Genomic DNA, 22,756 nt, shown 5'->3' with positions numbered 1-22,756 from the left:
CAGGTGGAGCAGGGGGTGTCAGGGCCGGGTCATGCTCAGGCCCGTGTCGGCGGCGGCGTCGAAGCCGTCATCGATGGCGATGACTTTTCGTCCGGTCGCCTCCAGGAGGGATGCGGCGATCGCCGCGCGCATCCCGCCGGCGCAGTGCACCCACACCGTTCCGTCCGGCACCTCGCCGCTCCGGCTATGCAGCTCGTGGAGCGGGATGTGCACGGAGCCCGTGAGGAAGCCGTTTGCACGTTCGGAGTCGCGGCGCACATCCAGCACCACCACGTCCTCGCCGCGCTCGTGTGCGCCGACGAGGTCGGCGAAGTCGGCACGGGGGAAGGAGACGAGCCGTTCCCCGTGGCGGACCCAGGTGGCGGGATTCCCGGTGGCGGCGGCGGCCGGGCGGTCGATGCCGACCCGGGTCAGCTCGCGTTGCACGTCGGCGATCTGGGCCGGGGTGTCGCCGAGCAGGGTGACCGGCTTGCCCCACGGGATCAGCCAGGCCAGGTAGGTGGCCGGCTTGCCGGTGGCCTCGAAGTTGAACGATCCGGCCACGTGACCGTCGGCGAAGGCGACCCGGTTGCGCAGGTCCACCACCCATTCGCCCGCCGCCAGCCGTTCGGCGATCTGTGCGGCGTCGGCGGGCTCGGGCGGGGTCAGGTCGACGGGCGCGGGGCCGGCGGCGTTGGCCGGGCCCATGTGCGTGTAGTACGCGGGCACGTTCTCCAGCCCGGCCAGGACCTGCTTGACGAAGGCGTCCGCCTCCAGGGTGAAGGCGTCGTTGCTGGCACGTTCCTGGCCGATCGTGCTCGCATCGCCCTCGGCCTGGGAGGAGGAACAGAAGCTGCCGAAACCGTGCGTGGGCAGTACCGGCACCTCGTCGTCGAGTGCCGCTGCCAAGCGGTGGACGGAGGCGTGCTGCGCTCGGGCCAGTTGCTCGGTCAGTCGCGGGTCCACCAGGTCCGGACGTCCCACGGAGCCGATCAGCAGCGAGCCGCCTGTGAAAGCAGCCACCGCGCGTCCCTTCTCCTCCAGGACGTAGGAGGTGTGGTGCGGGGTGTGGCCCGGGGTGGTTATCGCACGCAGCACCAGGTCCTCGTCCACCTCGGACATGTCCCCGTCCGCGACAGGCGTGCGGGTGAAGGAGACCTGGGCGCCGGCCGGGACGAGGTAGCGGGCGCCGGTGAGGCGGGCCAGCTCCAGCCCCCCGGTGACGTAGTCGTTGTGCACGTGCGTCTCCGCCACGTAGGCGATGCGCACTCCTCGCCGGGCGGCGAGGGCGATCACCTGATCGACGTCCCGCGGCGGATCGACCACGACCGCCCCTCTCCGCCCCCCAGCCAGATAACTACGGTTGCCCAGTCCCTCGAACTCCAGGGTGTCGATAAACATGGTGTTGCTCCTCTCCGGGATGGCATACCCGGGTAATTCCGTCTTGCTGAAGGGCCGCCGCAGCTCCGGGAAATTCGCGTCGGCCATTACATAAACGATCGGCGCATGGAATGGCGGCAGTGAATTTCCCGAAGAATGCGAGCGGGCGGCGCACCCGGCCGGCCTCATGCCGGCGGAGGTATGCGACGGTTATGTTCCGGTTCTGCTTTCGTCAGCCCTCACGCACCGCAACTGCGACGCGATCGGCATTGTTGACCGCGCCCTATCGGCCAGGCACGACGACCGGCAGCCCCGCCGCCTCCCACGCCTCAAGGCCGCCTGCCACGCTGTAGACGGAGGACCGGCCTGCGCGGATCGCCTGCACGCCGCCCTGCGCGCTACGGCTGCCTGTGCGGCAGACGAAGGCCAGTGGGCCGTCAGGCAGATCCGACAGCGACGAGGCCAGCGTGCCGAGCGCGACGTGGACGGCGCCGGCCGGGTGACGCCCCGCCCATTCATCGTCTTCACGGACGTCGACCAGCGTGAGTTCCCCGTCCTCGGCGCGGCGATGCGCCTCGGCAGGAGACAGCTCGGCGGGCGTGCGGCCGTCGCCGGCACCCGGGTCCTGCGCGGGCAGGACCGTACGGATCGCCTCGTAGTTCGAGGCATGGACGACGGCTATCTGCTGTCCCATCATCGGGCAGACGTTCATCGCCTCTTCCCAGTGGCGGGTGGACTCCCATTCCGCCACGTTGACGAGAGAGAATTTGCTCCCCGGAACGATGGTGCGGAACATGTACGTCCGAATGAAACCGGGCTGCGCCGCCATCACCTCCGCGGCACCCTGCCACGCGGCGAGATAAGAGGCCTCCTTCTCCTCGTCGATCTCGATCGGAATGATCACGACGTGGCGATTTTCCATCTGCTGCTTCCTCAGGGATTTCGACCACCGACATGCCGCTCCGAGCCGGAGGTATTCGCAACGAATGCGGGAAAACGACCAGGCCCTGGGGGGTGCCGGCTTTCGGTGGTGAGCCAGAACTGACTGGACGCAGCCTGCACACCCGCGTCATCAAGCAGCGAACCTTCTTGCTGGACCGGCAAGAAGGTCGGTGTGGTCCGGTTGCCGTGAGCCGATCGGGGCCCCCGTCGGCGATGGGGCGTCGGGGCGTTCTTGCCAGGACAGCATGAACCTTTGCGGCGTCCGTGGCACCGTCAGCACGCTGAGGGCATGCGTGAATTCGAGTTGATACGAGATGGTGGACAGCCCTGGGACGTTGTGGTGGTCGGGGGCGGGACCGCCGGCCTGTCCGGGGCTTTGAATCTGGCCCGGGTGCGCCGGTCGGTCCTGGTCATCGACAAGGGCGAGCCCCGCAACGCCCCGGCCGCCGGGGCCCATGGCCTGCTCGGCCGCGAGGGCATCTCTCCCCTGGAGCTGCTGCGGCTCGGGCGCGAGGAAGTCGCCTCGTACGGCGGTCGTGTCGTTTCGGGGCAGGTCGCGGGGATCTCCCAGGACGATGCGGGTTTCTGGGTCGTCACCGAGGGCGGGCAGCGCGTACGCACCCGCAGGGTGCTGGTGACCACTGGTTTGGTCGATGCGCTGCCGGACGTGCCGGGGCTGGCCGAACGGTGGGGGCGGGACGTGCTGCACTGCGTGTACTGCCACGGCTGGGAAGTCCAGGACAAGCTCATCGGGGTGCTCGGCAACTTCCACCAGGCACTGCTGTTCCGCCAGATGTCCAAGGACGTCACACTGTTCCTGCACACCGGAACGACGCTGACCGACGAGCAGTGGGAGCAGTTGGCCGCTCTCGGCGTCAGCGTGGTCGACGGTGCGGCAACCGGGCTTGAGGTCAACGGCCAGGACCGGCTGACGGGCGTGCGGCTGGCGTCAGGAAAGGTGGTGCCGGTCCAGGAACTGGTGGTCGCCCCCCGGTTCCTCGCACGCGCCGGCTTTCTGCGCGACCTGGGCGTGACGATGCAGGAACATCCCATGGGCCTGGGGGAGCAGCTCCGGGTGGACGCCTCCGGGTTCACCGGCGTGCCGGGCGTGTGGGCCGCGGGGAACGTCAGCGATGTGCTGGCCGGGGTTCCGGTTGCAGCGGCAGCCGGAACCACCGCGGCCGCCGCGATCCACATGGACCTGCTGAAGGCCGACGCGGAAGCCGCCGCTCGCGCGGCGAAGGGCGGTGGAGTCTTCAGCGGGGCGATGGAGGCCGAGATCTCGCGGCGGGTGCTGGGCAGCCGTGCACACGGGCTGGGCCCCCTCCCCGACACGAACTGAGCACCGCAACCACCGCAACCGGGTCAGGTGGCGCGGACCCGGAGGTGGGCCCGTTCTCCCTGGCGTCCCAGCAGGATGAGAAGTTCTACCGCCTGGTCGCCGTCGGCGCCGATCCAGTGCGGCACGTGCGTGTCGAACTCCGCGGCCTCGCCCGGCTTGAGGCTCAGGCTCTGCTCGCCCAGCAGCAGCCTGAGCCGTCCGGCGAGCACATAGATCCACTCAAAACCATCGTGGGTCTGCAGCTCGGGCTCACTGTGGGGCGCGGGTGAAATGAGAAGCTTGTATGCCTGGGCGCCGCCGGGATCGCTCAGCGGCACCAACGTCATGCCGCCCCGGGTCACCGGGCGCAGGTGAATGCGCGGATCTCCCGTCCGAGGCGCGCCCACGAGGTGGTCGAGCGGCACCGCGTACACCTCGGCAAGTGGAAGCAGCAGCTCCAAAGTCGGCTTGCGGCTGCCGCCCTCCAGACGAGACAGCGTGCTCTCACTGATTCCGGTCCGCTGGCCAAGCTCAGCCAGCGTGATCCCACGCCGGCGCCGCAGCTCCCGCAGCCGGGGCCCGACCGCGTCCAGAACGTCCTTCTTCGCGCTGTGCACACCCTGATATTGCCCGAAACGCCATGGCTCTTTCCAATTCGAGTTCGAGCAGCAACTGAGCAGTTCGCGACGGTGATGTTCGGCGAGCGGCTCAACCCGGAGGTGAGCCGGACAGCGTGCAGGCATGCCCGGCACAGACGGTCGGAGTTGAGATGTCCCGTGTGACGGCAGCGCAGACATACGCCCTGCTCAGGATGATTCTTCCGCCACTCCATGCACCCCTGGCACGTGGCCGGCCCGAGAATCCCCCAGCCCTTGCAGTCCGGGCACTGAGTAGGACGAGATCGTGCCGCCATTCGTCAGTTCGGCGGCTGCGAACGACGGCTGCCCTGCCGACGGGGCGTCGGCCGTACGGGACCCCCGCCCGAGCCTTCAGCTCCCACGGCCTTGGGCAGTGCTTCGCGCTCTCCGGCAGCGGCCTCCAGGGGCTCGGCTTGTAGCAGATCGCCAACGGTGCAGTTCAGCACCGCACAAATCTTGTCCAGGTCGTCGAGCCGCACCGTGACCGATCGGCAGGCTCAGCGCCGCTATCGCCTTGGGCTTGCGCTCGGACGGCCACAGGGGCGCCGAGGGCTCCTGGGCGCACCGCTCGCGTCGGTGCCCGGAGGCGACTCAGGCCAGACGCACTTGGCGGAGTCGGGGTTCGGGCAGCCGCTCGGTACGGGTGTCGGTGACCTCCAGCCGTACGCCGTCCCTGGGCTGCGTCGTCAACTGGCCTACCGCATCAGGACTGTTGGGTGATCGCCGCCTGGGCGCGCGGGGCCGGAGTGGTGGGCACCGCCTCGTCCGCGCGCTGCCGCGTACTGGCCGCCGCGGTGGCGGTGGCCACCAGGGCGAGGGCGGTGGCGGCCAGCGGGTACCAGCGCTCGCCGAGCACCGCGATCGCCGCGCTGCCCGCCACCCCGCCCGCGGCCATGCCCAGGTAGAGGGCGCTGCTGTTGAGCGAGATCAGCAGCGGTGCGTTCGCCGGGTCCAGCGAGACGAGGCGGTGCGGCAGGGCCACCGCCACCGCCCAGCCCGCCAAGGGGGTCAGCACCGCGTAGACCAGCGCGCCGGGCATGCTGCGCCCGAGCCAGGGCAGGGCGGTGAAGGTGACGGCGGCGATCAGGGAGCCGCCCAGCAGGACCCTGCGCACGCCGATGCGGTCCACCAGACGCCCGCCCAGCCAACTGCCCGCCACCGACGCCAGCCCCGAGGTCAGCAGCACCAGGCTCAGCCGGTTCGCGTCGCCGCCGGTGGCGGCATGGACGGCAGTGGCCAGGTAGATGTAGACGCTCTGGAAGGCGAGGAAGAACGCGAACGTCGTGCCTGCCGCGCCCAGTACCCGCCGCTCGCGCAGCGGCGCCAGGCGCGCCCGCAGGCCGGGGGCCGCGGCCGGGGCCGGGAGGTCGCGCAGCAGCAGGGCAAGACCCGCCAGCGCGGCCAGGCCCAGGCCGGTGACCAGCCACATCGTCATCCGCCAGTCGGCGCGCCCCACCCAGGTGCCCAGCGGCACACCGAGCGCGGTGGCCACGGTCATCCCACCGAGCACGGTGGCCAGCGCCCGGCCGCGCCGCTCGGGGGCGACCAGAGCGGTGGCCACCGCGTTGGCAGTGGGGGTGTAGAGCGCGGCACCCGCCGCGGCCAGCACCCGCGTGGCCAGCAGGACGGCGAAGTTCGGGGCGAGCGCGCTGAGCGCATTGGCCACGCTGAACACCGCGAGCGCGGTCAGCAACAGCCGTTTCCGCGGCCAGCGGGCGGTGAACGTGGCCAGTACGGGGGCCAGCAGCGCGTAGCCGAGCGCGAAGACGGTGACCGACTGGCCCGCGGCCTTCACCGAGACCCCGAGGTCGGCGGAGATCGGGCCGAGGATACCGGCGACGACCATCGAGTCGGTGCCCATGGCGAAGGCGCCGAGGGCGAGCAGGAGCAGATTCACAGGCACGGGAGAGCCCCTCGGGCATGGTGGGGAATTGTTTGACAAGCATGCAACAGTTTGAGCTTCGTCAAACCATATGGATTGGTGGATGATTGTCAAACAGACGTTGTGCACCCCGACCCCGAACCCGAAGGACCGGCGCCATGCCCGAATACGAGCGGCTCCCTCAGCCCGCCACGGCGGACATCGACCTCGTCACGGTGTTGCAGGCCCTCGGCGACCCGGTCCGCATGCGCCTGTTCACCAGCTACGCCGACGGCCGTGAGCACTCCTGCGACCCCGGCCATCTGGGCCTGGACCACCTGCACAAGTCGACCGTGTCCCATCACATGCGCGTCATGCGCGAGGCCGGTCTCACCACGACCCGCGTCGCGGGCCGCAACCGCTACGTCAGCCTGCGCCGCCGTGATCTCGACGCCCGCTTCCCGGGGCTCCTGGGCGCCCTGCTCGCGTCAGTGTCCGGAGACGACTGACGCCCAGACGCACTTGCCGGGGTTGCGCGGCTCGACGCCCCAGTCGTCGGCCAGCGCCTCTACGAGCAGCAGCCCGCGCCCGGACTCGTCGGCGGCCGGGTCCTGCGGGGGCCGGGGTTCGGGCAGCCGCTCGGTACGGGTGTCGGTGACCTCCAGCCGTACGCCGCCCGCGGTTCCGACGAGCCGGAGATGGAAGTCCCGTCCCTGCACACGGCCGTGCCGTACGGCGTTGGCGCTCAGTTCGGCGGCGATGAGGGTGACGGTCTCGTTGAGGGCGCCGTCGTAGGGGTACCCCCACTCATCGAGACGGTGGGAGACCAGACGCCTGGCGAGCCGCGCGCCACGGGGTGTGGAGGTGAACCGCATGGCGAACTCGTGTGCGGGCTCGGTGCACTTCTGAATATGCCAGTCCGGGGGAGTTGTCGACTTCATGTCGCTTACGCTCGCGCACCGTGCGTAGTGTTGAACAGCGGCCGCACCACGACTACCAGGCGTTGTACAGGGGCGAGGTGCCGCTGTACATGAGCGCACCGTGACCGAGGGTGGCGCGAAAGCATTGGGGGTGTACATGAGCGAGGAAGTACAGGAAGACCAGGAAGGCCAGGAAGCGCCGGGCTCGGGCATTCCGCTCGTCTTCGGGCGGGTGTTGAAGCGGCTGCGCCTCCAAGCGGGCATGGACCGCGCCGAGTTGGGCCGCCGTACCGGCTACTCGGCCGCAACCATCACGTCGTACGAGGTGGGCAGGCGCATCCCGAACGAGAAGTTTATCCGGCAGGCGGACGAGGTGTTGGACGCGGGCGGGATACTGATCGACTTCATCGAGGACATGGAGAGGGCGCAGTATCCGGCGTTCTTCCGCGATGCGGCGGCGCTGGAGAAGCAGGCCGTCGCGTTGCACGTGTTCGCGGTGCAGGCGGTACCGGGTCTGTTGCAGACGGAGGAGTACGCGCGGGCTGTGTTCACCATGTGGCGGCCGGTGCTGGACGAGGAGACTGTCGAGCAGCGGGTGGCGGCGCGAATGGCCCGGCAGGAGATCTTCGCACGCAAACCTGCCCCCACGTTGACCTTCGTGATGGAGGAGTCCGTGGTGCGCAGGCAACTGGGTGGACTGGCCGTCTGGCGTGGCCAGTTGGAGCAAATCCTGCTTGTCAGTCAGAGACGCAATGTGGAGATCCAGATCATGCCGCACGACCGGGAGGAACATGCCGCGCTCGACGGTCAGTTCAACTTGATCGAGACGTCGAAAGGGCGCAGGATCGCCTACGTACCGGCAGACAGGGCCAGCCGTCTCTTCACTGACCGCTCGGCTGTCAGGAAGGCGGAGGAACAGTACGGCCTCTTGCGGGCCCAGTCCCTCACGCCACGGGATTCGCTGGCACTCGTAGAGAAGTTGTTGGGAGAGGCATGAAGGTCGAGAAGCCGTCGGACCTGACGTGGTTCAAGAGCAGTTACAGCAGTGGCGGTGGCGGGGAGTGCCTCGAAGTCGCCCTTGCCTGGCGCAAGTCCAGCTACAGCAGCGGGGCTGGCGGCGAGTGCGTAGAGGTCGCCCCGTGTCCCACGGCCATCCACATTCGTGACTCCAAGCAGATCCCCGGTTCCGGTCCGGCCCTTGTGCTTCGGCCCGCCGCCTGGGCAGCATTCGTAGGGTTCGCTGTGCGGTAGCCGCAGAAGTCGCTGGGGGAGACGTGAACTGGTTCAAGAGCAGCTACAGCCAGGGCGACGGCGGCCAATGCCTCGAAGTCGCCCTCGCCTGGCGCAAGTCCAGCTATAGCGACGGCGATGGCGGCGAGTGCGTAGAGGTAGCCCCCTGCCCCACCGCCATCCACATCCGTGACTCCAAGCACACCCCCGGCGACGGTCCCACCCTCACCCTCCCGCCCACCGCCTGGGCCGCGTTCCTCGGGTTCGCCATACAGTGACCGCAGGTCACGCACCGCGACCGGGCGGCGCGGTTCAGGTACGGCAGGTACAGTGCGGGGACCAGCGACCCCCAGGGTGAGGCCCCCGCACTTGTTGACGCAGACCACCACCCGGGTCCTCGAACCGAGCGACCTGGACGCCGCGCTCGCCGTCCTCGACCGCGAGCCGGTCGCGAACGCCTTCGTGACGTCACGGGTCCAGGTCGCCGGACTCGACCCGTGGCGCCTCGGCGGTGAGATGTGGGGCTGGTACGAGGACGGCATGCTCACCTCGCTCTGCTACGCGGGCGCCAACCTCGTCCCCCTGTGCGCGAACCCCCGCGCGGTGCGCGCATTCGCCGACCGCGCCCGGCGTACCGGCCGCCGCTGCTCCTCCATCGTCGGCCCCGCCGAACCCACCGCCCTGCTGTGGCGCCTGCTGGAGCCGAGCTGGGGCCCCGCGCGTGAAGTCCGGTCCCACCAACCCCTGATGATCACCGACCGCATGCCTGTCGACATCGCCCCGGACCCGTACGTCCGCCGCATCCGCAAGGACGAGATGGAGACGATCATGCCCGCGTGCGTGGCGATGTTCACCGAGGAGGTCGGCGTCTCACCGCTCGCCGGTGACGGCGGACTGATCTACCAGGCCCGCGTCGCCGAACTCGTGGGCGCCGGGCGCTCGTTCGCCCGCCTGGACCAGCACGGCAAGGTCGTCTTCAAGGCGGAGATCGGCGCCGCGACCCCGCAGGCCTGCCAGATCCAGGGTGTGTGGGTGGCCCCCGAGTACCGCGGCCAGGGCCTCGCGGCGCCGGGGATGGCGGCGGTCCTGCGCTACGCCCTCGCGGACTTCGCCCCCGTCGTCAGCCTCTACGTCAACGACTTCAACACCGCCGCCCGGCGCACGTACCGCAGGGTCGGCTTCCAGGAAGTCGGCGCGTTCATGAGCGTGCTCTTCTGAGAACCCCCGACCCGGCGGGGCCCGCGCCCGCACCCCGGTAGGCTCGCCACCATGCTTCGGTTTCCCGGTCGTGGTCACCGCGACCCCGGCGACGTCGTGATCGGCCCCCTCGACCTGTTCGCCCGGGTGGACGAGGCGCTCGCCGTGCAGGCCCTCGCCTTCGGGCTCGACTCCGAGGAGATCGCCGTACGCCGCCAGATCGTCCTGCGGCACATGGTCTACCGAGGAGCCCGCGCCCTCGGCGCCACCACCCCCGACGGACGGCTGGTCGGCTTCGTCTACGGCATGCCGAACGACCGCACCCACTGGTGGTCGACGGTCGTGGAGCCGTATCTGCGCGCCCAGGGCAACAACGACTGGCTCGACGACTCCTTCGTGATCACCGAACTGCACGTCCACCCGCGCCACCAGAACCGCGGCATCGGCCGCGCCCTGATCACCACCATCACGGACAGCGCCACCGAGCCGCGCTCGATCCTCTCCGCGATCGACACCGACAGCCCGGCCCGCGGCCTGTACCACTCGCTGGGGTACACGGACCTGGCGCGGCAGGTGTTCTTCCCGAGCGCCCCGAGGCCGTACGCCGTGATGGGCGCACCCCTGCCGCTGCGCAGACGCTGACGACCACCGATTACCGTCCGCGCTGGCCGCAGGGCTAACCTCCTAGCCATCACCCTTACCCGGCAGGAGTACGAGAACCATGGCCAACGCACCGGTCCAGCGCATGTCCCAGTTGATGGCGAAGACTCTGCGTGACGACCCGGCGGACGCCGAGGTCCTCAGCCACAAGCTCCTGGTCCGCGCGGGCTACGTGCGTCGTACCGCCGCCGGGATCTGGACCTGGCTGCCGCTCGGCAAGAAGGTCCTCGCCAACGTGGAGCGGATCGTCCGCGAGGAGATGGACGCGATCGGCGGCCAGGAGGTCCTGCTGCCCGCGCTGCTGCCGCGCGAGCCCTACGAGGCGACCGGCCGCTGGGACGAGTACGGCCCGGAGCTGTTCCGCCTGAAGGACCGCAAGGGCGGCGACTACCTGCTCGGTCCGACCCACGAGGAGATCTTCACGCTGATCGTGAAGGACCAGGCGTCCTCCTACAAGGACCTGCCGGTGATCCTCTACCAGATCCAGACCAAGTTCCGTGACGAGGCCCGCCCGCGCGCGGGCATCCTGCGCGGCCGTGAGTTCCTGATGAAGGACTCGTACTCCTTCGACACCTCCGACGAGGGTCTGGGCGCGGCGTACGGCCTGCACCGCCAGGCCTACCAGCGGATCTTCGAGCGCCTCGGCCTCGACTACCGGATCTGCGCGGCGACCGCGGGTGCGATGGGCGGCTCCAAGTCCGAGGAGTTCCTCGCCCCGGCCGGTGCCGGTGAGGACACCTTCGCGGACTGCCCGAGCTGCGACTTCGCCGCGAACACCGAGGCGATCTCCTACGCGCTGAAGCCGGTCGACGCGGCCGACGTGCCCGCGCTGGAGGAGATCCCGACCCCCGACACCCCGACCATCGAGACCCTCGCGGCCTCGCTCGGCGTCCCGGCCTCCGCCACGCTGAAGAACCTCCTCGTGAAGGTCGACGGCGAGATCGTCGCCATCGGTGTCCCCGGTGACCGCGAGGTCGACATGGACAAGGTCGAGGCCCACTTCGCCCCGGCCGCCGTCGAGTTGGTCACCGCCGAGGACTTCACGGAGCGCCCGGACCTGGTCCGCGGCTACGTCGGCCCGCAGGGTCTGGAGAAGGTCCAGTACCTCGCCGACCCGCGCGTGGCGCCGGGCACCGCGTGGATCACGGGCGCCAACAAGCTGAACACGCACGCGAAGAACGTGGTCGCCGGGCGCGACTTCGAGGTGGACGCGTACGTGGACGTCGTGGTGGTGCAGGAGGGCGACCCGTGCCCGAACTGCGGCGCCGGGCTGAAGCTGGACCGCGCGATCGAGATCGGCCACATCTTCCAGCTCGGCCGCAAGTACGCCGACGCCCTCAAGCTGGACGTCCTCGGCCAGAACGGCAAGCCGGTCCGCGTGACCATGGGCTCCTACGGCATCGGCGTCTCGCGCGCCGTGGCCGCCCTCGCCGAGCAGCACGCCGACGAGCAGGGCCTGTGCTGGCCGAAGGAGGTCGCCCCGGCCGACGTGCACGTCGTGGCGGCGGGCAAGGCGCTCCAGACCGAGCTGGCCCTCGATGTCTCCGAGAAGCTGGCCGCGGCCGGCGTCCGCGTCCTGGTGGACGACCGGGCCGGTGTCTCGCCGGGCGTGAAGTTCACGGACGCCGAACTGATCGGTGTCCCGCAGATCCTGGTGGCAGGCCGCCGCTCCGCCGACGGCGTCCTGGAGCTGAAGGACCGCCGGACCGGCGAGCGCGAGGAGCTGACGGTGGACGAGGCGATCGCCCGCCTCACCGCCTGACACACGACGCACGGCGCCGACGGCGGCCGGGGTGATGCACCCCGGCCGCCGTCAGCGTTCCTACAGCCAGGTCGCTTCTACAGCCAGGTCGCGAACTCCAGCAGCAGTTCCGCGTCCCGAGGGCGGCCCACCCTGAGCGCCCGCATCCCGGACTCGACCGCCCGGAACAGCGTCCAGCCGCGCAGTCGCTCCTGGTCGAGGTCCATCAGTTCCGCGAGTCGCTTCACCCGTCGACGGGTGATCGCCGCTCCCGAGGGCGCCGCGATCAGGTCCTCCACCCGGTCGCGTACCAGCCGTGCCAGATCGAAGGCGGACTCACCGACCACCGGGTCGGGCCCCACCGCCAGCCACGGCAGCCGCTCCCCGGCGAGGATCTTGCTCTGCCGGAGCGTGCCGTGCAGCAGCCGTTCCCCGGGCGGCGCGGCGAGCAGCTCCTCGCGGGCGGCGAGGGCCGCCGCCACCAAGGGCGCGGCCTCGGCGTCCGCGCCCGCGCGCATGGCCTCGGCCTGCCGACCCGTCCGCGCGGCCACCGTCTCGAAGCAGTGCCCCGCGGGTGGCTCCACCCACAGCCGACGCAGCGTGCCGGCCGCCTCCAGCAGCGCCTTCGCCTCCGGCAGCGAGCGCACCGACACCTCCGGATGCAGCCGCTCCAGCAGCAGAACGCCCCGCTCGGGGTCCGCGTCCAGCAGCCGTACCGCACCGAAGCCGTCCCAGCGTTCGAGCGCCGCACACTCGCCCTCGGGCCGGGCCCACGGCGGTGCGATCTTCAGCACGGCGGGCGTGCCGTCGGCCTGCCGTACCAGCAGCACCAGGCTGCTGCGCCCACCGGGCGCCTGCACCCGCTCCACGGTCAACGCGCGTAGATCAACGGCTTGCCGTACCAGCTCGGTGAGTCTGTCCAGCCAGTCGGCGCCACCGTCTCGCTGCCGCTCGCCGAGCGCCCGTACGAGCCGCTGTGGCGGTTCGAAAGCCATACGCGGGTTCGTCCCCTTCCAGGTCGGCCGCACGTCCGTCACGTCTACGTCCGTGCTGTCGCCGACGCGGTGGGAGCGGCCTCGGTGGGAGTAGTGGCCGCCGCCCGCTCGGCGAGACCAGGGAAGGCTACGCTCTCGCCGCTCCAGCGCGCCGACCGCACCGCCGCTTCCCGCAGTGCCTCGGCGGCCAGCCGCCGCCGCTCGCCCGTCGAGGCGCGGACCAGATCCGAGTACACCCCGGCCACCCGCCCCTCCAGATCGGCGGCCAGCCGCACCGCGGCGGCGGAGTCCGGCACGGGGAACGGCAGCGCGTATGCCGCCGCGGCCACATCCGGCGTACCGCCCAAGTCCCGTACGGCGCGGGACAGTTGGTCCCGCCGGGCGCGGTGGGCGTCGTACGCCTCCCGGGCTTCCTTCCGCCGCGCCTGCCGGATGTGGCCGCCGACGACGCCGTAGCCGTAGATCGCCGCGTGCTCGGCGCCCAGGGCGGCCTGCAGCGCCGTCAGCTCGCCGCTCGCGGGCTTCGCCGTGCCGGTGGTCGAGTTCACTGTGCGCCCTTCGTCAGCAGGTATGCGTGCGCGGCCCCGGCCGCCGCGACCGACGCCATCAGCCGCGCGAGTTCGCCCGGCACCTCCAGCAGTGCCGCGGTCCGCCGGTCGGCCAGGGCCCGCTCGGCAGCGGCCAGCAGGGCGACGGCGGCCTCGGGGTTCGTGGGTACGGGCGAAGGCGTGGGAGAGGGGGAGGGGGATGTGGTCGCCGACGGGCTCGGCGAGGTGTCGAGACCCTCGCCGAACGCCCGCGCGTGGCGCAGGACTTCGGCCCGCAGCGGGCGTAGCCGCGCCGCCAGCGCCGGATGGGCCGCGATCACGGCCGTGTACCGCTCGGCCAGCTTCTCGCTGTCGCGCGCCGCACGCGCGCGTGCCGCGCGCGACAGCGAAGCGGCGGCCGTGGTGGCCGAGTCGGGGGCACCGGAGCAGCCCGCGAGCAACGCGGCGCCCACCACGGAGGCGAGCAAACTCCTTCTGCGCAACGACGTGCTGTGCAACGACGTGCGCGGGTACGGGGGGAACGGCACGGCAAACGTCCTCGACGACCTCGTACGAACGGATGGGCGGTCAGGGCCTGTGTGTCGGAAGTCCCAGCCCGGTGATCAAGGTACCCGCGCACCACCCCGCACGCGCCATCGGCTCGGCCCCGTGCTCCGCCGCCCGGGTGGCGTCGTCGATGGACGGCATCACCCTCCGGGACCGGATACCCTTTGACCTGACACGCGACCTTCCCACAACAGCACACGCGGCCGAGGAGTCACCCGGATGAGCACCACCCAGAGCGAGAGGCTGCGAGAGCTGCTGGAACCGCTCGTTCAAGCCCAGGGGCTCGATCTCGAAGAGATCGCGGTGGACTCCGTAGGGCGCAAGCGTGTGCTGCGCGTCGTCGTCGACTCCGACACCGGTGCCGATCTGGACCGGATCGCCGATGTGAGCCGCGCGCTCTCGGCGAAGCTCGACGAGAGCGACGCGATGGGCCAGGGCGAATACACCCTCGAGGTCGGCACCCCGGGCGCGGAGCGTCTTCTCGGCGAACACCGGCACTACGTACGCGCCACGGGCCGGCTGGTGAAGTTCCAGCTCGCCGAGGGCGGCGAACTGGTCGCCAGGATCCTGGGCGTCGACGACGAGGGCCTCGACCTGGAGGTGCCCGGTGTCAAGGGCCGCAAGGCCACCACTCGCCGACTCGCCTTCCCGGACATCTCCCGGGCGCGGGTCCAGGTCGAGTTCAATCGCAAGGACACGAAGGACATGAAGGAAGAGGAGGAGGCGTAGCCGTGGACATCGACATGAGTGCCCTGCGGGGCTTGGTTCGGGAGAAGGAGATCTCCTTCGACCTGCTGGTCGAGGCGATCGAGGCGGCCCTCCTCATCGCCTACCACCGCACCGAGGGAAGCCGCCGTCACGCGCGCGTGGAGCTCAACCGGGAGACCGGCCATGTGACTGTGTGGGCGAAGGAGGACCCCGAGGACCTGGAGGAGGGGCAGGAGCCGCGCGAGTTCGACGACACCCCGTCGGACTTCGGCCGCATCGCCGCCACCACCGCCAAGCAGGTCATCCTGCAGCGCCTGCGCGACGCCGAGGACGACGCGACGCTCGGCGAGTACGCGGGCCGCGAGGGCGACATCGTCACCGGTGTCGTCCAGCAGGGCCGCGACCCGAAGAACGTCCTCGTGGACATCGGCAAGCTGGAGGCCATCCTGCCGGTGCAGGAGCAGGTCCCCGGCGAGGCGTACGAGCACGGCACGCGCATCCGCTCCTACGTCGTCCGCGTGGCCAAGGGCGTGCGCGGCCCGTCCGTCACCCTCTCCCGTACGCACCCCAATCTGGTGAAGAAGCTCTTCGCGCTGGAGGTGCCGGAGATCGCGGACGGGTCCGTCGAGATCGCCGCGATCGCACGCGAGGCCGGACACCGTACGAAGATCGCGGTGCGCTCCACCCGTTCGGGGCTGAACGCCAAGGGCGCGTGCATCGGCCCGATGGGCGGCCGGGTGCGCAACGTCATGGGCGAGCTGAACGGCGAGAAGATCGACATCGTCGACTGGTCGGACGACCCGGCCGAGATGGTGGCCAACGCCCTCTCCCCGGCCCGGGTCACCAAGGTGGAGGTCGTGGACCTCGCGGCCCGCTCCGCGCGAGTGACGGTCCCCGACTACCAGCTCTCGCTGGCCATCGGCAAGGAAGGGCAGAACGCCCGCCTCGCGGCCCGGCTCACGGGCTGGCGGATCGACATCCGTCCCGACACCGAGCAGCCCGCCGAGAAGCAGGACTGACGACAAGCGGGACCGACAGACGTGTTCGAACCCCGGCCGGGAACAGATCCCGGCCGGGTATCGCTGAGATCACGACAGTTTCGTGCGCGGCAACTGTTCGATTCTTGCCCCGAAGGGGTGAGGTCGGTGCGGGGAGGTAGACTTATCGTGTCTGGCTGGACGCGAGTCGGCGCATGCCCTGAGCGCACCTGTGTGGGGTGCCGGGAGCGAGCGGCCAAGAGCGAACTGCTGCGCATCGTGGCGATCGAGGAGGTTTGCGTCCCCGATCCTCGCGGTACGCTGCCCGGCCGGGGTGCCTATGTACACCCCGCGTCGGCCTGTCTCGACCTGGCGGTACGCCGCCGGGCGTTTCCGAGGGCGCTCCGCGTCCCGGGACCGCTCGACACAAACGCGTTGCGCCAGTACGTCGAGCAGACAGAAGGTTGCTGAACCAGCACCTCGCTGAGCAGGCAACACCGTAAGAAGCGCCGCACGGACCCTGTGCGGTCTGGTACCTCGCGAGTCGAAAGCAGGTCGAGATTGCGATGAGCACTCGATGAGTACGCGATGAGTACGCCCATGAACTAGCGACGGTCCGGCCGCAACCCGGACCTCAAAGGAGCGAAGTGGCTAAGGTCCGGGTCTACGAACTCGCCAAGGAGTTCGGTGTCGAGAGCAAGGTCGTCATGGCCAAGCTCCAGGAACTCGGTGAATTCGTCCGATCGGCGTCCTCGACGATCGAGGCGCCCGTAGTACGTAAGTTGACCGACGCCTTGCAGCAGGGCAACGGCGGTGGCGCCAAGCCTGCCGCCCCCCGCAAGGCCCCGGCGAAGCCGGCCGCGCCCAGCCCCGCGCAGGCCGCCCGTCCGGCTGCCCCGCGCCCGGCGGCGCCCAAGCCTCCGGCCGCCGAGAAGCCCGCGGCTGCCGAGAAGCCCGCGGCTGCGCCGACCCCGGGTCCGCGTCCGGGCCCGAAGCCCGCGCCGCGTCCGGCCCCGGCCGCGCCCGAGTTCACGGCACCCCCGTCGACTCCCGCCGCCCCCGGCCCGCGTCCGGGCGCCCGTCCCGGCGCCCCGAAGCCCGGCGGCCGTCCCGCCGGTCAGGGTGGCCAGGGTCAGGGCCAGCGTCCCGGCGGTCGTCCCGCCGGTCAGGGTCCGCGTCCGGGTGCCCGTCCCGCGGGTCCCCGTCCGGGCAACAACCCCTTCACCTCCGGTGGCTCCACCGGCATGGCGCGCCCGCAGGCGCCCCGGCCGGGCGGTGCCCCGCGTCCCGGCGGTCCCGGTGCGCCCGGTGGCCCGCGTCCGCAGGGCGCCGGTCAGGGTGGTCCCCGTCCGCAGGGCGCTGCCGGTGGTCCGCGTCCGCAGGCTCCGGGCGGCTCCCGCCCGACTCCGGGCTCGATGCCCCGTCCGCAGGGCGGCGGTCCGCGTCCCGGTGGCCCGCGTCCGAACCCCGGCATGATGCCGCAGCGTCCCGCTGCGGGTCCGCGTCCCGGTGGCGGCCCCGGCGGCCGTGGCCCGGCCGGTGCCGGTCGTCCCGGTGGTGGCGGTCGTCCGGGCGGCGGCGGCTTCGCCGGCCGTCCCGGTGGCGGCGGCGGTGCCGGTCGTCCCGGTGGCGGCGGCGGTTTCGCCGGTCGTCCCGGTGGTGGCGGCGGTTTCGGTGGCGGCGGTGGCCGTCCCGGCTTCGGCGGACGTCCCGGTGGTCCGGGCGGCCGTGGTGGCACGCAGGGTGCGTTCGGCCGTCCCGGCGGTCCGGCGCGTCGTGGCCGCAAGTCGAAGCGGCAGCGCCGTCAGGAGTACGAGGCCATGCAGGCCCCGTCGGTCGGCGGCGTGATGCTGCCTCGCGGCAACGGCGAGACCATTCGCCTGTCGCGCGGTGCGTCGCTCACCGACTTCGCGGAGAAGATCAACGCCAACCCGGCGTCGCTCGTCGCGGTCATGATGAACCTCGGCGAGATGGTCACGGCCACGCAGTCCGTCTCCGACGAGACGCTCCAGCTCCTCGCGGGCGAGATGAACTACACGGTTCAGATCGTCAGCCCGGAGGAGGAGGACCGCGAGCTGCTCGAGTCCTTCGACCTGGAGTTCGGCGAGGACGAGGGCACCGAGGAGGACCTGGTCGTCCGTCCGCCGGTCGTGACCGTCATGGGTCACGTCGACCACGGTAAGACCCGCCTGCTCGACGCCATCCGCAAGACGAACGTCATCGCGGGCGAGGCCGGTGGCATCACCCAGCACATCGGTGCCTACCAGGTCACGACCGAGGTCAACGGCAACGACCGGAAGATCACCTTCATCGACACCCCGGGTCACGAGGCGTTCACCGCCATGCGTGCCCGCGGTGCGAAGTCGACGGACATCGCGATCCTCGTGGTCGCGGCCAACGACGGCGTGATGCCGCAGACGGTCGAGGCCCTGAACCACGCCAAGGCGGCCGACGTGCCGATCGTGGTCGCGGTCAACAAGATCGACGTCGAGGGCGCGGACCCGACCAAGGTGCGCGGCCAGCTCACCGAGTTCGGCCTGGTGGCCGAGGAGTACGGCGGCGACACGATGTTCGTCGACATCTCCGCCAAGCAGGGCCTGAACATCGACAGCCTCCTCGAGGCGGTCGTCCTCACGGCCGACGCCGCCCTGGACCTTCGGGCCAACCCGAACCAGGACGCGCAGGGCATCTCGATCGAGTCCCGTCTCGACCGCGGCCGTGGTGCCGTGGCGACGGTCCTCGTCCAGCGAGGCACGCTGCGGGTCGGCGACACGATGGTGGTCGGCGACGCGTACGGCCGCGTCCGGGCGATGCTCGACGACAGCGGCAACAACGTCCCCGAGGCGGGTCCGTCGACGCCGGTCCAGGTCCTCGGCCTGACCAACGTCCCGGGCGCCGGCGACAACTTCATCGTGGTCGAAGAGGACCGTACGGCCCGCCAGATCGCCGAGAAGCGCGCCGCCCGCGAGCGGAACGCGGCGTTCGCCAAGCGCACGCGCCGGGTCTCCCTGGAGGACCTGGACAAGGTGCTCAAGGCCGGCGAGGTCCAGCAGCTCAACCTGATCATCAAGGGTGACGCTTCTGGTTCGGTCGAGGCTCTCGAGTCCTCCCTGCTCCAGCTCGACGTCGGCGAAGAGGTCGACATCCGGGTGCTGCACCGCGGCGTCGGTGCGGTCACGGAGTCGGACATCGACCTGGCGATGGGCTCGGACGCCATCGTGATCGGCTTCAACGTCCGTGCGGCAGGCCGCGCGGCGCAGATGGCCGAGCGCGAGGGCGTGGACGTCCGGTACTACTCGGTCATCTACCAGGCGATCGAGGAGATCGAGGCGGCCCTGAAGGGCATGCTGAAGCCGGAGTTCGAGGAGGTCGAGCTCGGTACGGCGGAGATCCGCGAGGTCTTCAAGTCGTCCAAGCTGGGCAACATCGCCGGTGTCCTCATCCGCTCCGGAGAGGTCAAGCGGAACACCAAGGCCCGCCTCATCCGCGACGGCAAGGTGGTCGCGGAGAACCTCACCATCGAGGGCCTGCGTCGCTTCAAGGACGACGTCACCGAGATCCGCGAAGGGTTCGAGGGCGGTATCAACCTCGGCAACTTCAACGACATCAAGGTCGACGACGTCATCGCGACGTACGAGATGCGCGAGAAGCCGCGCGTCTAGCGGCTGTCGGTCGGCCGACGGGGAGCGCATCCCCGTCGGCCGACCCTTGCCGTCCCGGCCGGGACAGCCCCTTCGGGGGCCGTCCCCGGCTCCCGGGTCATCCCGCCGGTACCCGCGCCCCTGGCGTGGGTTCTTGGCGTGTACGGGGCCGGACGCACCGGCCTGGCCGGTGCGGGGACGGGGCGGACCGGTGCGGGGACGGGGCGGTGAAAACCCCGTCGAGCCGTTCGGGTGTTCGTTGTACGGTTTTGGTGTCCCTGCCCCCACCGGCGGCGGGGCCATCGATCCCGTACCGGCGGGTCATCCGGACACACACATGTACGTGGGGACTCTGTCCTTCGATCTCCTCCTCGGCGACATTCACTCGCTGAAGGAGAAGCGCTCGGTCGTCCGTCCGATCGTCGCCGAACTCCAGCGCAAGTACGCGGTGAGCGCGGCCGAGGTGGACCATGTGGACCTCCATCGCAGGGCCTGTATCGGCCTCGCGCTGGTCTCCGGCGACATGGGGCACCTGACCGATGTACTCGACCGATGTGAGCGGCTGGTCGCCGGCCGCCCCGAGGTGGAGCTGCTGTCCGTACGACGGCGACTCCACGGCGACGACGACTGACCAGAGAACGCAACAGGAAAGAACGGGAGACGGACCAGTGGCCGACAACGCGCGGGCGAAGAGGCTGGCGGACCTCATCCGAGAGGTGGTGGCCCAGAAGCTGCAACGCGGGATCAAGGACCCCCGACTCGGCACACACGTCACCATCACGGACACCCGGGTGACGGGCGACCTGCGAGAGGCGACCGTCTTCTACACGGTGTACGGGGACGAGGAGCTGCGGAAGGCGGCAGCCGCCGGCCTGGAGAGCGCCAAGGGCATCCTGCGCTCGGAGGTCGGACGCGCCGCGGGCGTGAAGTTCACCCCCACCCTCACCTTCGTCGCGGACGCCCTCCCCGACACCGCCAAGACCATCGAGGACCTCCTCGACAAGGCACGTGCCTCCGACGCACAGGTGCGCGAGACCGCCACGGGCGCCTCGTACGCCGGTGACGCGGACCCGTACAAGAAGCCCGGTTCCGGCGACGAGACGGACGACAGCACCGAATGACCCCGAAGACCACCACGCCCGACGGCCTCGTCATCGTCGACAAGCCGTCGGGCTTCACTTCGCACGACGTCGTCGCCAAGATGCGCGGCATCGCGAAGACACGACGCGTCGGACACGCCGGAACGCTGGACCCCATGGCGACCGGCGTCCTGGTCCTCGGCGTCGAGAAGGCCACCAAGCTCCTCGGGCACCTCGCCCTCACGGAGAAGGAGTACCTCGGCACCGTCCGGCTCGGCCAGAACACCGTCACGGACGACGCCGAAGGGGAGATCACCTCCTCCACCGACGCCTCCAAGATCACCCGCGCCGCCGTGGACACCGCCGTCGCCAAGCTGACCGGGGACATCCTCCAGGTGCCGTCCAAGGTCAGCGCCATCAAGATCAACGGCGTACGGTCCTACAAGCGGGCCCGCGACGGCGAGGACTTCGAGATCCCGGCCCGGCCGGTCACGGTCTCCTCCTTCACCGTGTACGACGTCCGCGACGCCGTCGCCGAGGACGGCACCCCCGTCCTCGACCTGGTGGTCTCCGTGGTCTGCTCGTCCGGCACCTACATCCGGGCCCTCGCCCGTGACCTGGGGGCCGACCTCGGCGTCGGAGGACACCTCACCGCGCTGCGCCGCACCCGCGTCGGCCCCTACAAGCTCGACTCCGCGCACACGCTCGACCAGCTCCAGCAGGAGCTGACCGTGATGCCGATCGCCGAGGCCGCCGCAGCCGCGTTCCCGCGCTGGGACGTCGACGACCGGCGCGCCAAGCTGCTCGGCAACGGCGTACGCCTGGAGATGCCCGACGAGTACGCGGGCGCCGGAGCCGTGGCCGTCTTCGCCCCCGACGGGCGCTTCCTCGCGCTCGTGGAGGAGCACAAGGGCAAGACCAAGAGCCTGGCCGTCTTCGGCTGACGGGCGGCCGTCTCCGGCCGACAGGGGCGCCCTGCGGCCCTCAGGATCTCCCCATGGAGCGGCGATCACTCGACGGTGGTCGCCGCTCCATGGTCCCCCGGGGTTCCCCCTCACACAGGTGTAGCGCTGTCCGGCGCGCAATTCACCCCATCGGGCAGGCGCTCCGAGTGCAGTGAGGGAGCGGAAGGGGGCGCGTTCGCCCCGCGACGGCCCCGAGACGCCCCCGCGACGCCCCTGCAACGTCCTTGCGATGCCCAGAACCCGCTCTGCACGCCCCGTAGAACCCCCTGTCCCGGCCACCCGAGGGGGTCTGAGGACCCGCGGGCCCGCGTGCCGCCTGTCACAGCCTGCAAACCCGATGCCGACCAGGGCCACCCGGCATGGCACCCTTAGACCTGCGTAATGAGGCAGACACGGGTTCGACGAGGAGCGGTCACAGTGCAGCGCTGGCGTGGCTTGGAGGACATCCCCCAGGACTGGGGGCGCAGCGTCGTCACCATCGGTTCCTACGACGGAGTCCACCGCGGGCACCAGTTGATCATCCGGCATGCCGTCGAGCGCGCCCGTGAGCTGGGCGTCTCCTCGGTCGTCGTCACGTTCGACCCGCACCCCAGCGAGGTCGTGCGCCCCGGCAGCCACCCTCCGCTGCTCGCCCCGCACCACCGCCGCGCCGAGCTGATGGCCGAGCTGGGTGTCGACGCGGTGCTGATCCTTCCCTTCACCACGGAGTTCTCGCGGCTCTCGCCCGCCGAGTTCGTGGTCAAGGTCCTGGTCGACAAGCTGCATGCCAAGGGCGTGGTCGAGGGCCCCAACTTCCGCTTCGGGCACAAGGCCGCCGGGAACGTGGAGTTCCTCGCCGAGCAGGGGCGGACGTACGACTTCGAGGTCGACGTGGTGGAGCTCTACGAGTCCGGTGCGGCGGGCGGCGGCGAGCCGTTCTCCTCCACGCTGACCCGGCGACTGATCGCCGAGGGCGATGTCGAGGGCGCGCGCGAGGTCCTCGGCCGTCCCCATCGCGTCGAGGGCGTGGTGGTGCGCGGCGCCCAGCGGGGCCGGGAGATGGGCTTCCCGACCGCCAACGTCGAGACGCTTCCGCACACCGCGATCCCGGCCGACGGTGTCTACGCGGGCTGGCTGCATGTCCAGGGCGAGGCGATGCCCGCCGCGATCTCCGTCGGCACCAACCCGCAGTTCGACGGCACCGAGCGGACGGTGGAGGCGTACGCCATCGACCGGGTGGGCCTGGACCTGTACGGGTTGCACGCCGCCGTCGACTTCCTCGCGTTCGTCCGGGGCCAGGCGAAGTTCGACTCGCTGGACGCGCTGCTGGAGCAGATGGCGCAGGACGTGAAGCGCTGCCGGGAGCTGGTGGCGGCGCACGAGGCGAGCCTGTAGCCGTTCGGGACATCAGAGGGGCGGCCCGCGCGTGATGGCGCGGGCCGCCCCTCG

The 22,756-nt window shown here is 70.8% G+C and carries 25 protein-coding genes; 16 read left to right on the top strand and 9 right to left on the bottom strand.

Going from position 1 to position 22,756, the window contains the following annotated elements; all coding sequences use genetic code 11:
• Nucleotides 1–18: 18 nt before the first annotated feature.
• Nucleotides 19–1,380 (bottom strand): MBL fold metallo-hydrolase, encoded by a 1,362-nt coding sequence (locus tag NGF19_RS18415; protein WP_252426058.1) that lies wholly within the window; start codon nucleotides 1,378–1,380, stop codon nucleotides 19–21.
• Nucleotides 1,381–1,642: 262 nt separating this feature from the next.
• On the bottom strand, nucleotides 1,643–2,281 hold the full coding sequence (locus NGF19_RS18410; protein ID WP_252426057.1) for a rhodanese-like domain-containing protein: 639 nt from the start codon (nucleotides 2,279–2,281) through the stop codon (nucleotides 1,643–1,645).
• Between the two features lie 309 nt (nucleotides 2,282–2,590).
• On the opposite strand from NGF19_RS18410, the gene NGF19_RS18405 reads away from it, so the two are divergent.
• Nucleotides 2,591–3,643 (top strand): NAD(P)/FAD-dependent oxidoreductase, encoded by a 1,053-nt coding sequence (locus tag NGF19_RS18405; RefSeq protein ID WP_252426056.1) that lies wholly within the window; start codon nucleotides 2,591–2,593, stop codon nucleotides 3,641–3,643.
• A gap of 23 nt (nucleotides 3,644–3,666) precedes the next feature.
• Here the strand turns inward: NGF19_RS18405 and NGF19_RS18400 are convergent, their stop codons facing one another.
• From NGF19_RS18400 to NGF19_RS18390, 3 genes are all read right to left on the bottom strand, one after another.
• Nucleotides 3,667–4,239, bottom strand: a complete 573-nt coding sequence (locus tag NGF19_RS18400) for a helix-turn-helix domain-containing protein (protein ID WP_252426055.1) — start codon at nucleotides 4,237–4,239, stop codon at nucleotides 3,667–3,669.
• Between the two features lie 299 nt (nucleotides 4,240–4,538).
• Nucleotides 4,539–4,739 (bottom strand): helix-turn-helix domain-containing protein, encoded by a 201-nt coding sequence (locus tag NGF19_RS18395; protein WP_372505685.1) that lies wholly within the window; start codon nucleotides 4,737–4,739, stop codon nucleotides 4,539–4,541.
• Between the two features lie 224 nt (nucleotides 4,740–4,963).
• Nucleotides 4,964–6,163: an MFS transporter gene (locus tag NGF19_RS18390; RefSeq protein WP_252426054.1), complete on the bottom strand. Its 1,200-nt coding sequence runs from the start codon at nucleotides 6,161–6,163 to the stop codon at nucleotides 4,964–4,966.
• Nucleotides 6,164–6,300: 137 nt separating this feature from the next.
• Here NGF19_RS18390 and NGF19_RS18385 point away from each other — a divergent pair, with 137 nt between their 5' ends.
• The gene (locus tag NGF19_RS18385) at nucleotides 6,301–6,630 is read left to right on the top strand and encodes an ArsR/SmtB family transcription factor (RefSeq protein ID WP_252426053.1); all 330 of its coding nucleotides are present in this window, start codon (nucleotides 6,301–6,303) and stop codon (nucleotides 6,628–6,630) included.
• On the opposite strand, the gene NGF19_RS18380 is transcribed toward NGF19_RS18385, so the two are convergent.
• Nucleotides 6,610–7,062 (bottom strand): ATP-binding protein, encoded by a 453-nt coding sequence (locus NGF19_RS18380; protein ID WP_252426052.1) that lies wholly within the window; start codon nucleotides 7,060–7,062, stop codon nucleotides 6,610–6,612. The genes NGF19_RS18385 and NGF19_RS18380 overlap by 21 nt on opposite strands.
• A 136-nt stretch (nucleotides 7,063–7,198) precedes the next feature.
• Here NGF19_RS18380 and NGF19_RS18375 point away from each other — a divergent pair, with 136 nt between their 5' ends.
• From NGF19_RS18375 to NGF19_RS18350, 6 genes are all read left to right on the top strand, one after another.
• Entirely contained in the window at nucleotides 7,199–8,038 is an 840-nt protein-coding gene (locus tag NGF19_RS18375; protein WP_252426171.1) for a helix-turn-helix domain-containing protein, read from the top strand.
• Entirely contained in the window at nucleotides 8,035–8,292 is a 258-nt protein-coding gene (locus NGF19_RS18370; protein WP_252426051.1) for a DUF397 domain-containing protein, read from the top strand. The genes NGF19_RS18375 and NGF19_RS18370 overlap by 4 nt, the downstream gene beginning before the upstream one ends.
• A gap of 23 nt (nucleotides 8,293–8,315) precedes the next feature.
• Nucleotides 8,316–8,549, top strand: coding sequence for a DUF397 domain-containing protein (locus NGF19_RS18365; RefSeq protein WP_252426050.1), 234 nt, complete (start codon nucleotides 8,316–8,318; stop codon nucleotides 8,547–8,549).
• 91 nt (nucleotides 8,550–8,640) lie between these two features.
• A complete protein-coding gene (locus NGF19_RS18360; protein ID WP_252426049.1) occupies nucleotides 8,641–9,489 on the top strand; it encodes a GNAT family N-acetyltransferase in 849 nt (282 codons plus the stop codon).
• A 51-nt stretch (nucleotides 9,490–9,540) separates the two neighbouring features.
• A complete protein-coding gene (locus NGF19_RS18355; RefSeq protein ID WP_252426048.1) occupies nucleotides 9,541–10,110 on the top strand; it encodes a GNAT family N-acetyltransferase in 570 nt (189 codons plus the stop codon).
• A 79-nt stretch (nucleotides 10,111–10,189) separates the two neighbouring features.
• The gene (locus NGF19_RS18350; RefSeq protein WP_252426047.1) at nucleotides 10,190–11,890 is read left to right on the top strand and encodes a proline--tRNA ligase; all 1,701 of its coding nucleotides are present in this window, start codon (nucleotides 10,190–10,192) and stop codon (nucleotides 11,888–11,890) included.
• Between the two features lie 77 nt (nucleotides 11,891–11,967).
• On the opposite strand, the gene NGF19_RS18345 is transcribed toward NGF19_RS18350, so the two are convergent.
• From NGF19_RS18345 to NGF19_RS18335, 3 genes are read right to left on the bottom strand one after another with little or no spacing between them, the layout of a single operon-like run.
• A complete protein-coding gene (locus NGF19_RS18345) occupies nucleotides 11,968–12,864 on the bottom strand; it encodes an aminoglycoside phosphotransferase family protein (RefSeq protein WP_252426046.1) in 897 nt (298 codons plus the stop codon).
• Between the two features lie 44 nt (nucleotides 12,865–12,908).
• A complete protein-coding gene (locus NGF19_RS18340; RefSeq protein ID WP_252426045.1) occupies nucleotides 12,909–13,412 on the bottom strand; it encodes a ferritin-like domain-containing protein in 504 nt (167 codons plus the stop codon).
• Complete coding sequence (locus tag NGF19_RS18335) at nucleotides 13,409–13,939, bottom strand: hypothetical protein (RefSeq protein WP_252426044.1); 531 nt, start codon at nucleotides 13,937–13,939, stop codon at nucleotides 13,409–13,411. The genes NGF19_RS18340 and NGF19_RS18335 overlap by 4 nt, the downstream gene beginning before the upstream one ends.
• A gap of 238 nt (nucleotides 13,940–14,177) precedes the next feature.
• Between NGF19_RS18335 and rimP the strand changes: the two genes are divergently transcribed.
• From rimP to NGF19_RS18295, 8 genes are all read left to right on the top strand, one after another.
• Entirely contained in the window at nucleotides 14,178–14,687 is a 510-nt protein-coding gene (gene rimP / locus NGF19_RS18330) for a ribosome maturation factor RimP (RefSeq protein ID WP_252426043.1), read from the top strand.
• A gap of 2 nt (nucleotides 14,688–14,689) precedes the next feature.
• Nucleotides 14,690–15,685, top strand: a complete 996-nt coding sequence (gene nusA, locus NGF19_RS18325) for a transcription termination factor NusA (RefSeq protein ID WP_252426042.1) — start codon at nucleotides 14,690–14,692, stop codon at nucleotides 15,683–15,685.
• 147 nt (nucleotides 15,686–15,832) lie between these two features.
• On the top strand, nucleotides 15,833–16,114 hold the full coding sequence (locus NGF19_RS18320; RefSeq protein ID WP_252426041.1) for a YlxR family protein: 282 nt from the start codon (nucleotides 15,833–15,835) through the stop codon (nucleotides 16,112–16,114).
• Nucleotides 16,115–16,290: 176 nt separating this feature from the next.
• Nucleotides 16,291–19,305 (top strand): translation initiation factor IF-2, encoded by a 3,015-nt coding sequence (gene infB, locus NGF19_RS18315; protein ID WP_252426040.1) that lies wholly within the window; start codon nucleotides 16,291–16,293, stop codon nucleotides 19,303–19,305.
• Between the two features lie 316 nt (nucleotides 19,306–19,621).
• Nucleotides 19,622–19,915: a DUF503 domain-containing protein gene (locus NGF19_RS18310; RefSeq protein WP_252426039.1), complete on the top strand. Its 294-nt coding sequence runs from the start codon at nucleotides 19,622–19,624 to the stop codon at nucleotides 19,913–19,915.
• Between the two features lie 37 nt (nucleotides 19,916–19,952).
• Nucleotides 19,953–20,405, top strand: coding sequence for a 30S ribosome-binding factor RbfA (gene rbfA / locus NGF19_RS18305; protein WP_252426038.1), 453 nt, complete (start codon nucleotides 19,953–19,955; stop codon nucleotides 20,403–20,405).
• Complete coding sequence (truB, locus tag NGF19_RS18300; protein ID WP_252426037.1) at nucleotides 20,402–21,307, top strand: tRNA pseudouridine(55) synthase TruB; 906 nt, start codon at nucleotides 20,402–20,404, stop codon at nucleotides 21,305–21,307. Before rbfA ends, truB begins: the two co-directional genes overlap by 4 nt.
• A 438-nt stretch (nucleotides 21,308–21,745) precedes the next feature.
• Nucleotides 21,746–22,702, top strand: coding sequence for a bifunctional riboflavin kinase/FAD synthetase (locus tag NGF19_RS18295; RefSeq protein ID WP_252426036.1), 957 nt, complete (start codon nucleotides 21,746–21,748; stop codon nucleotides 22,700–22,702).
• Nucleotides 22,703–22,756: the final 54 nt, after the last annotated feature.

The sequence above is a fragment of the Streptomyces macrolidinus genome, from assembly GCF_023887685.1.
GTDB classification, from domain to species: domain Bacteria; phylum Actinomycetota; class Actinomycetes; order Streptomycetales; family Streptomycetaceae; genus Streptomyces; species Streptomyces macrolidinus.
Note: the sequence above shows the minus strand (reverse complement) of the source record. Positions and strands in the feature narration are given on the sequence as shown.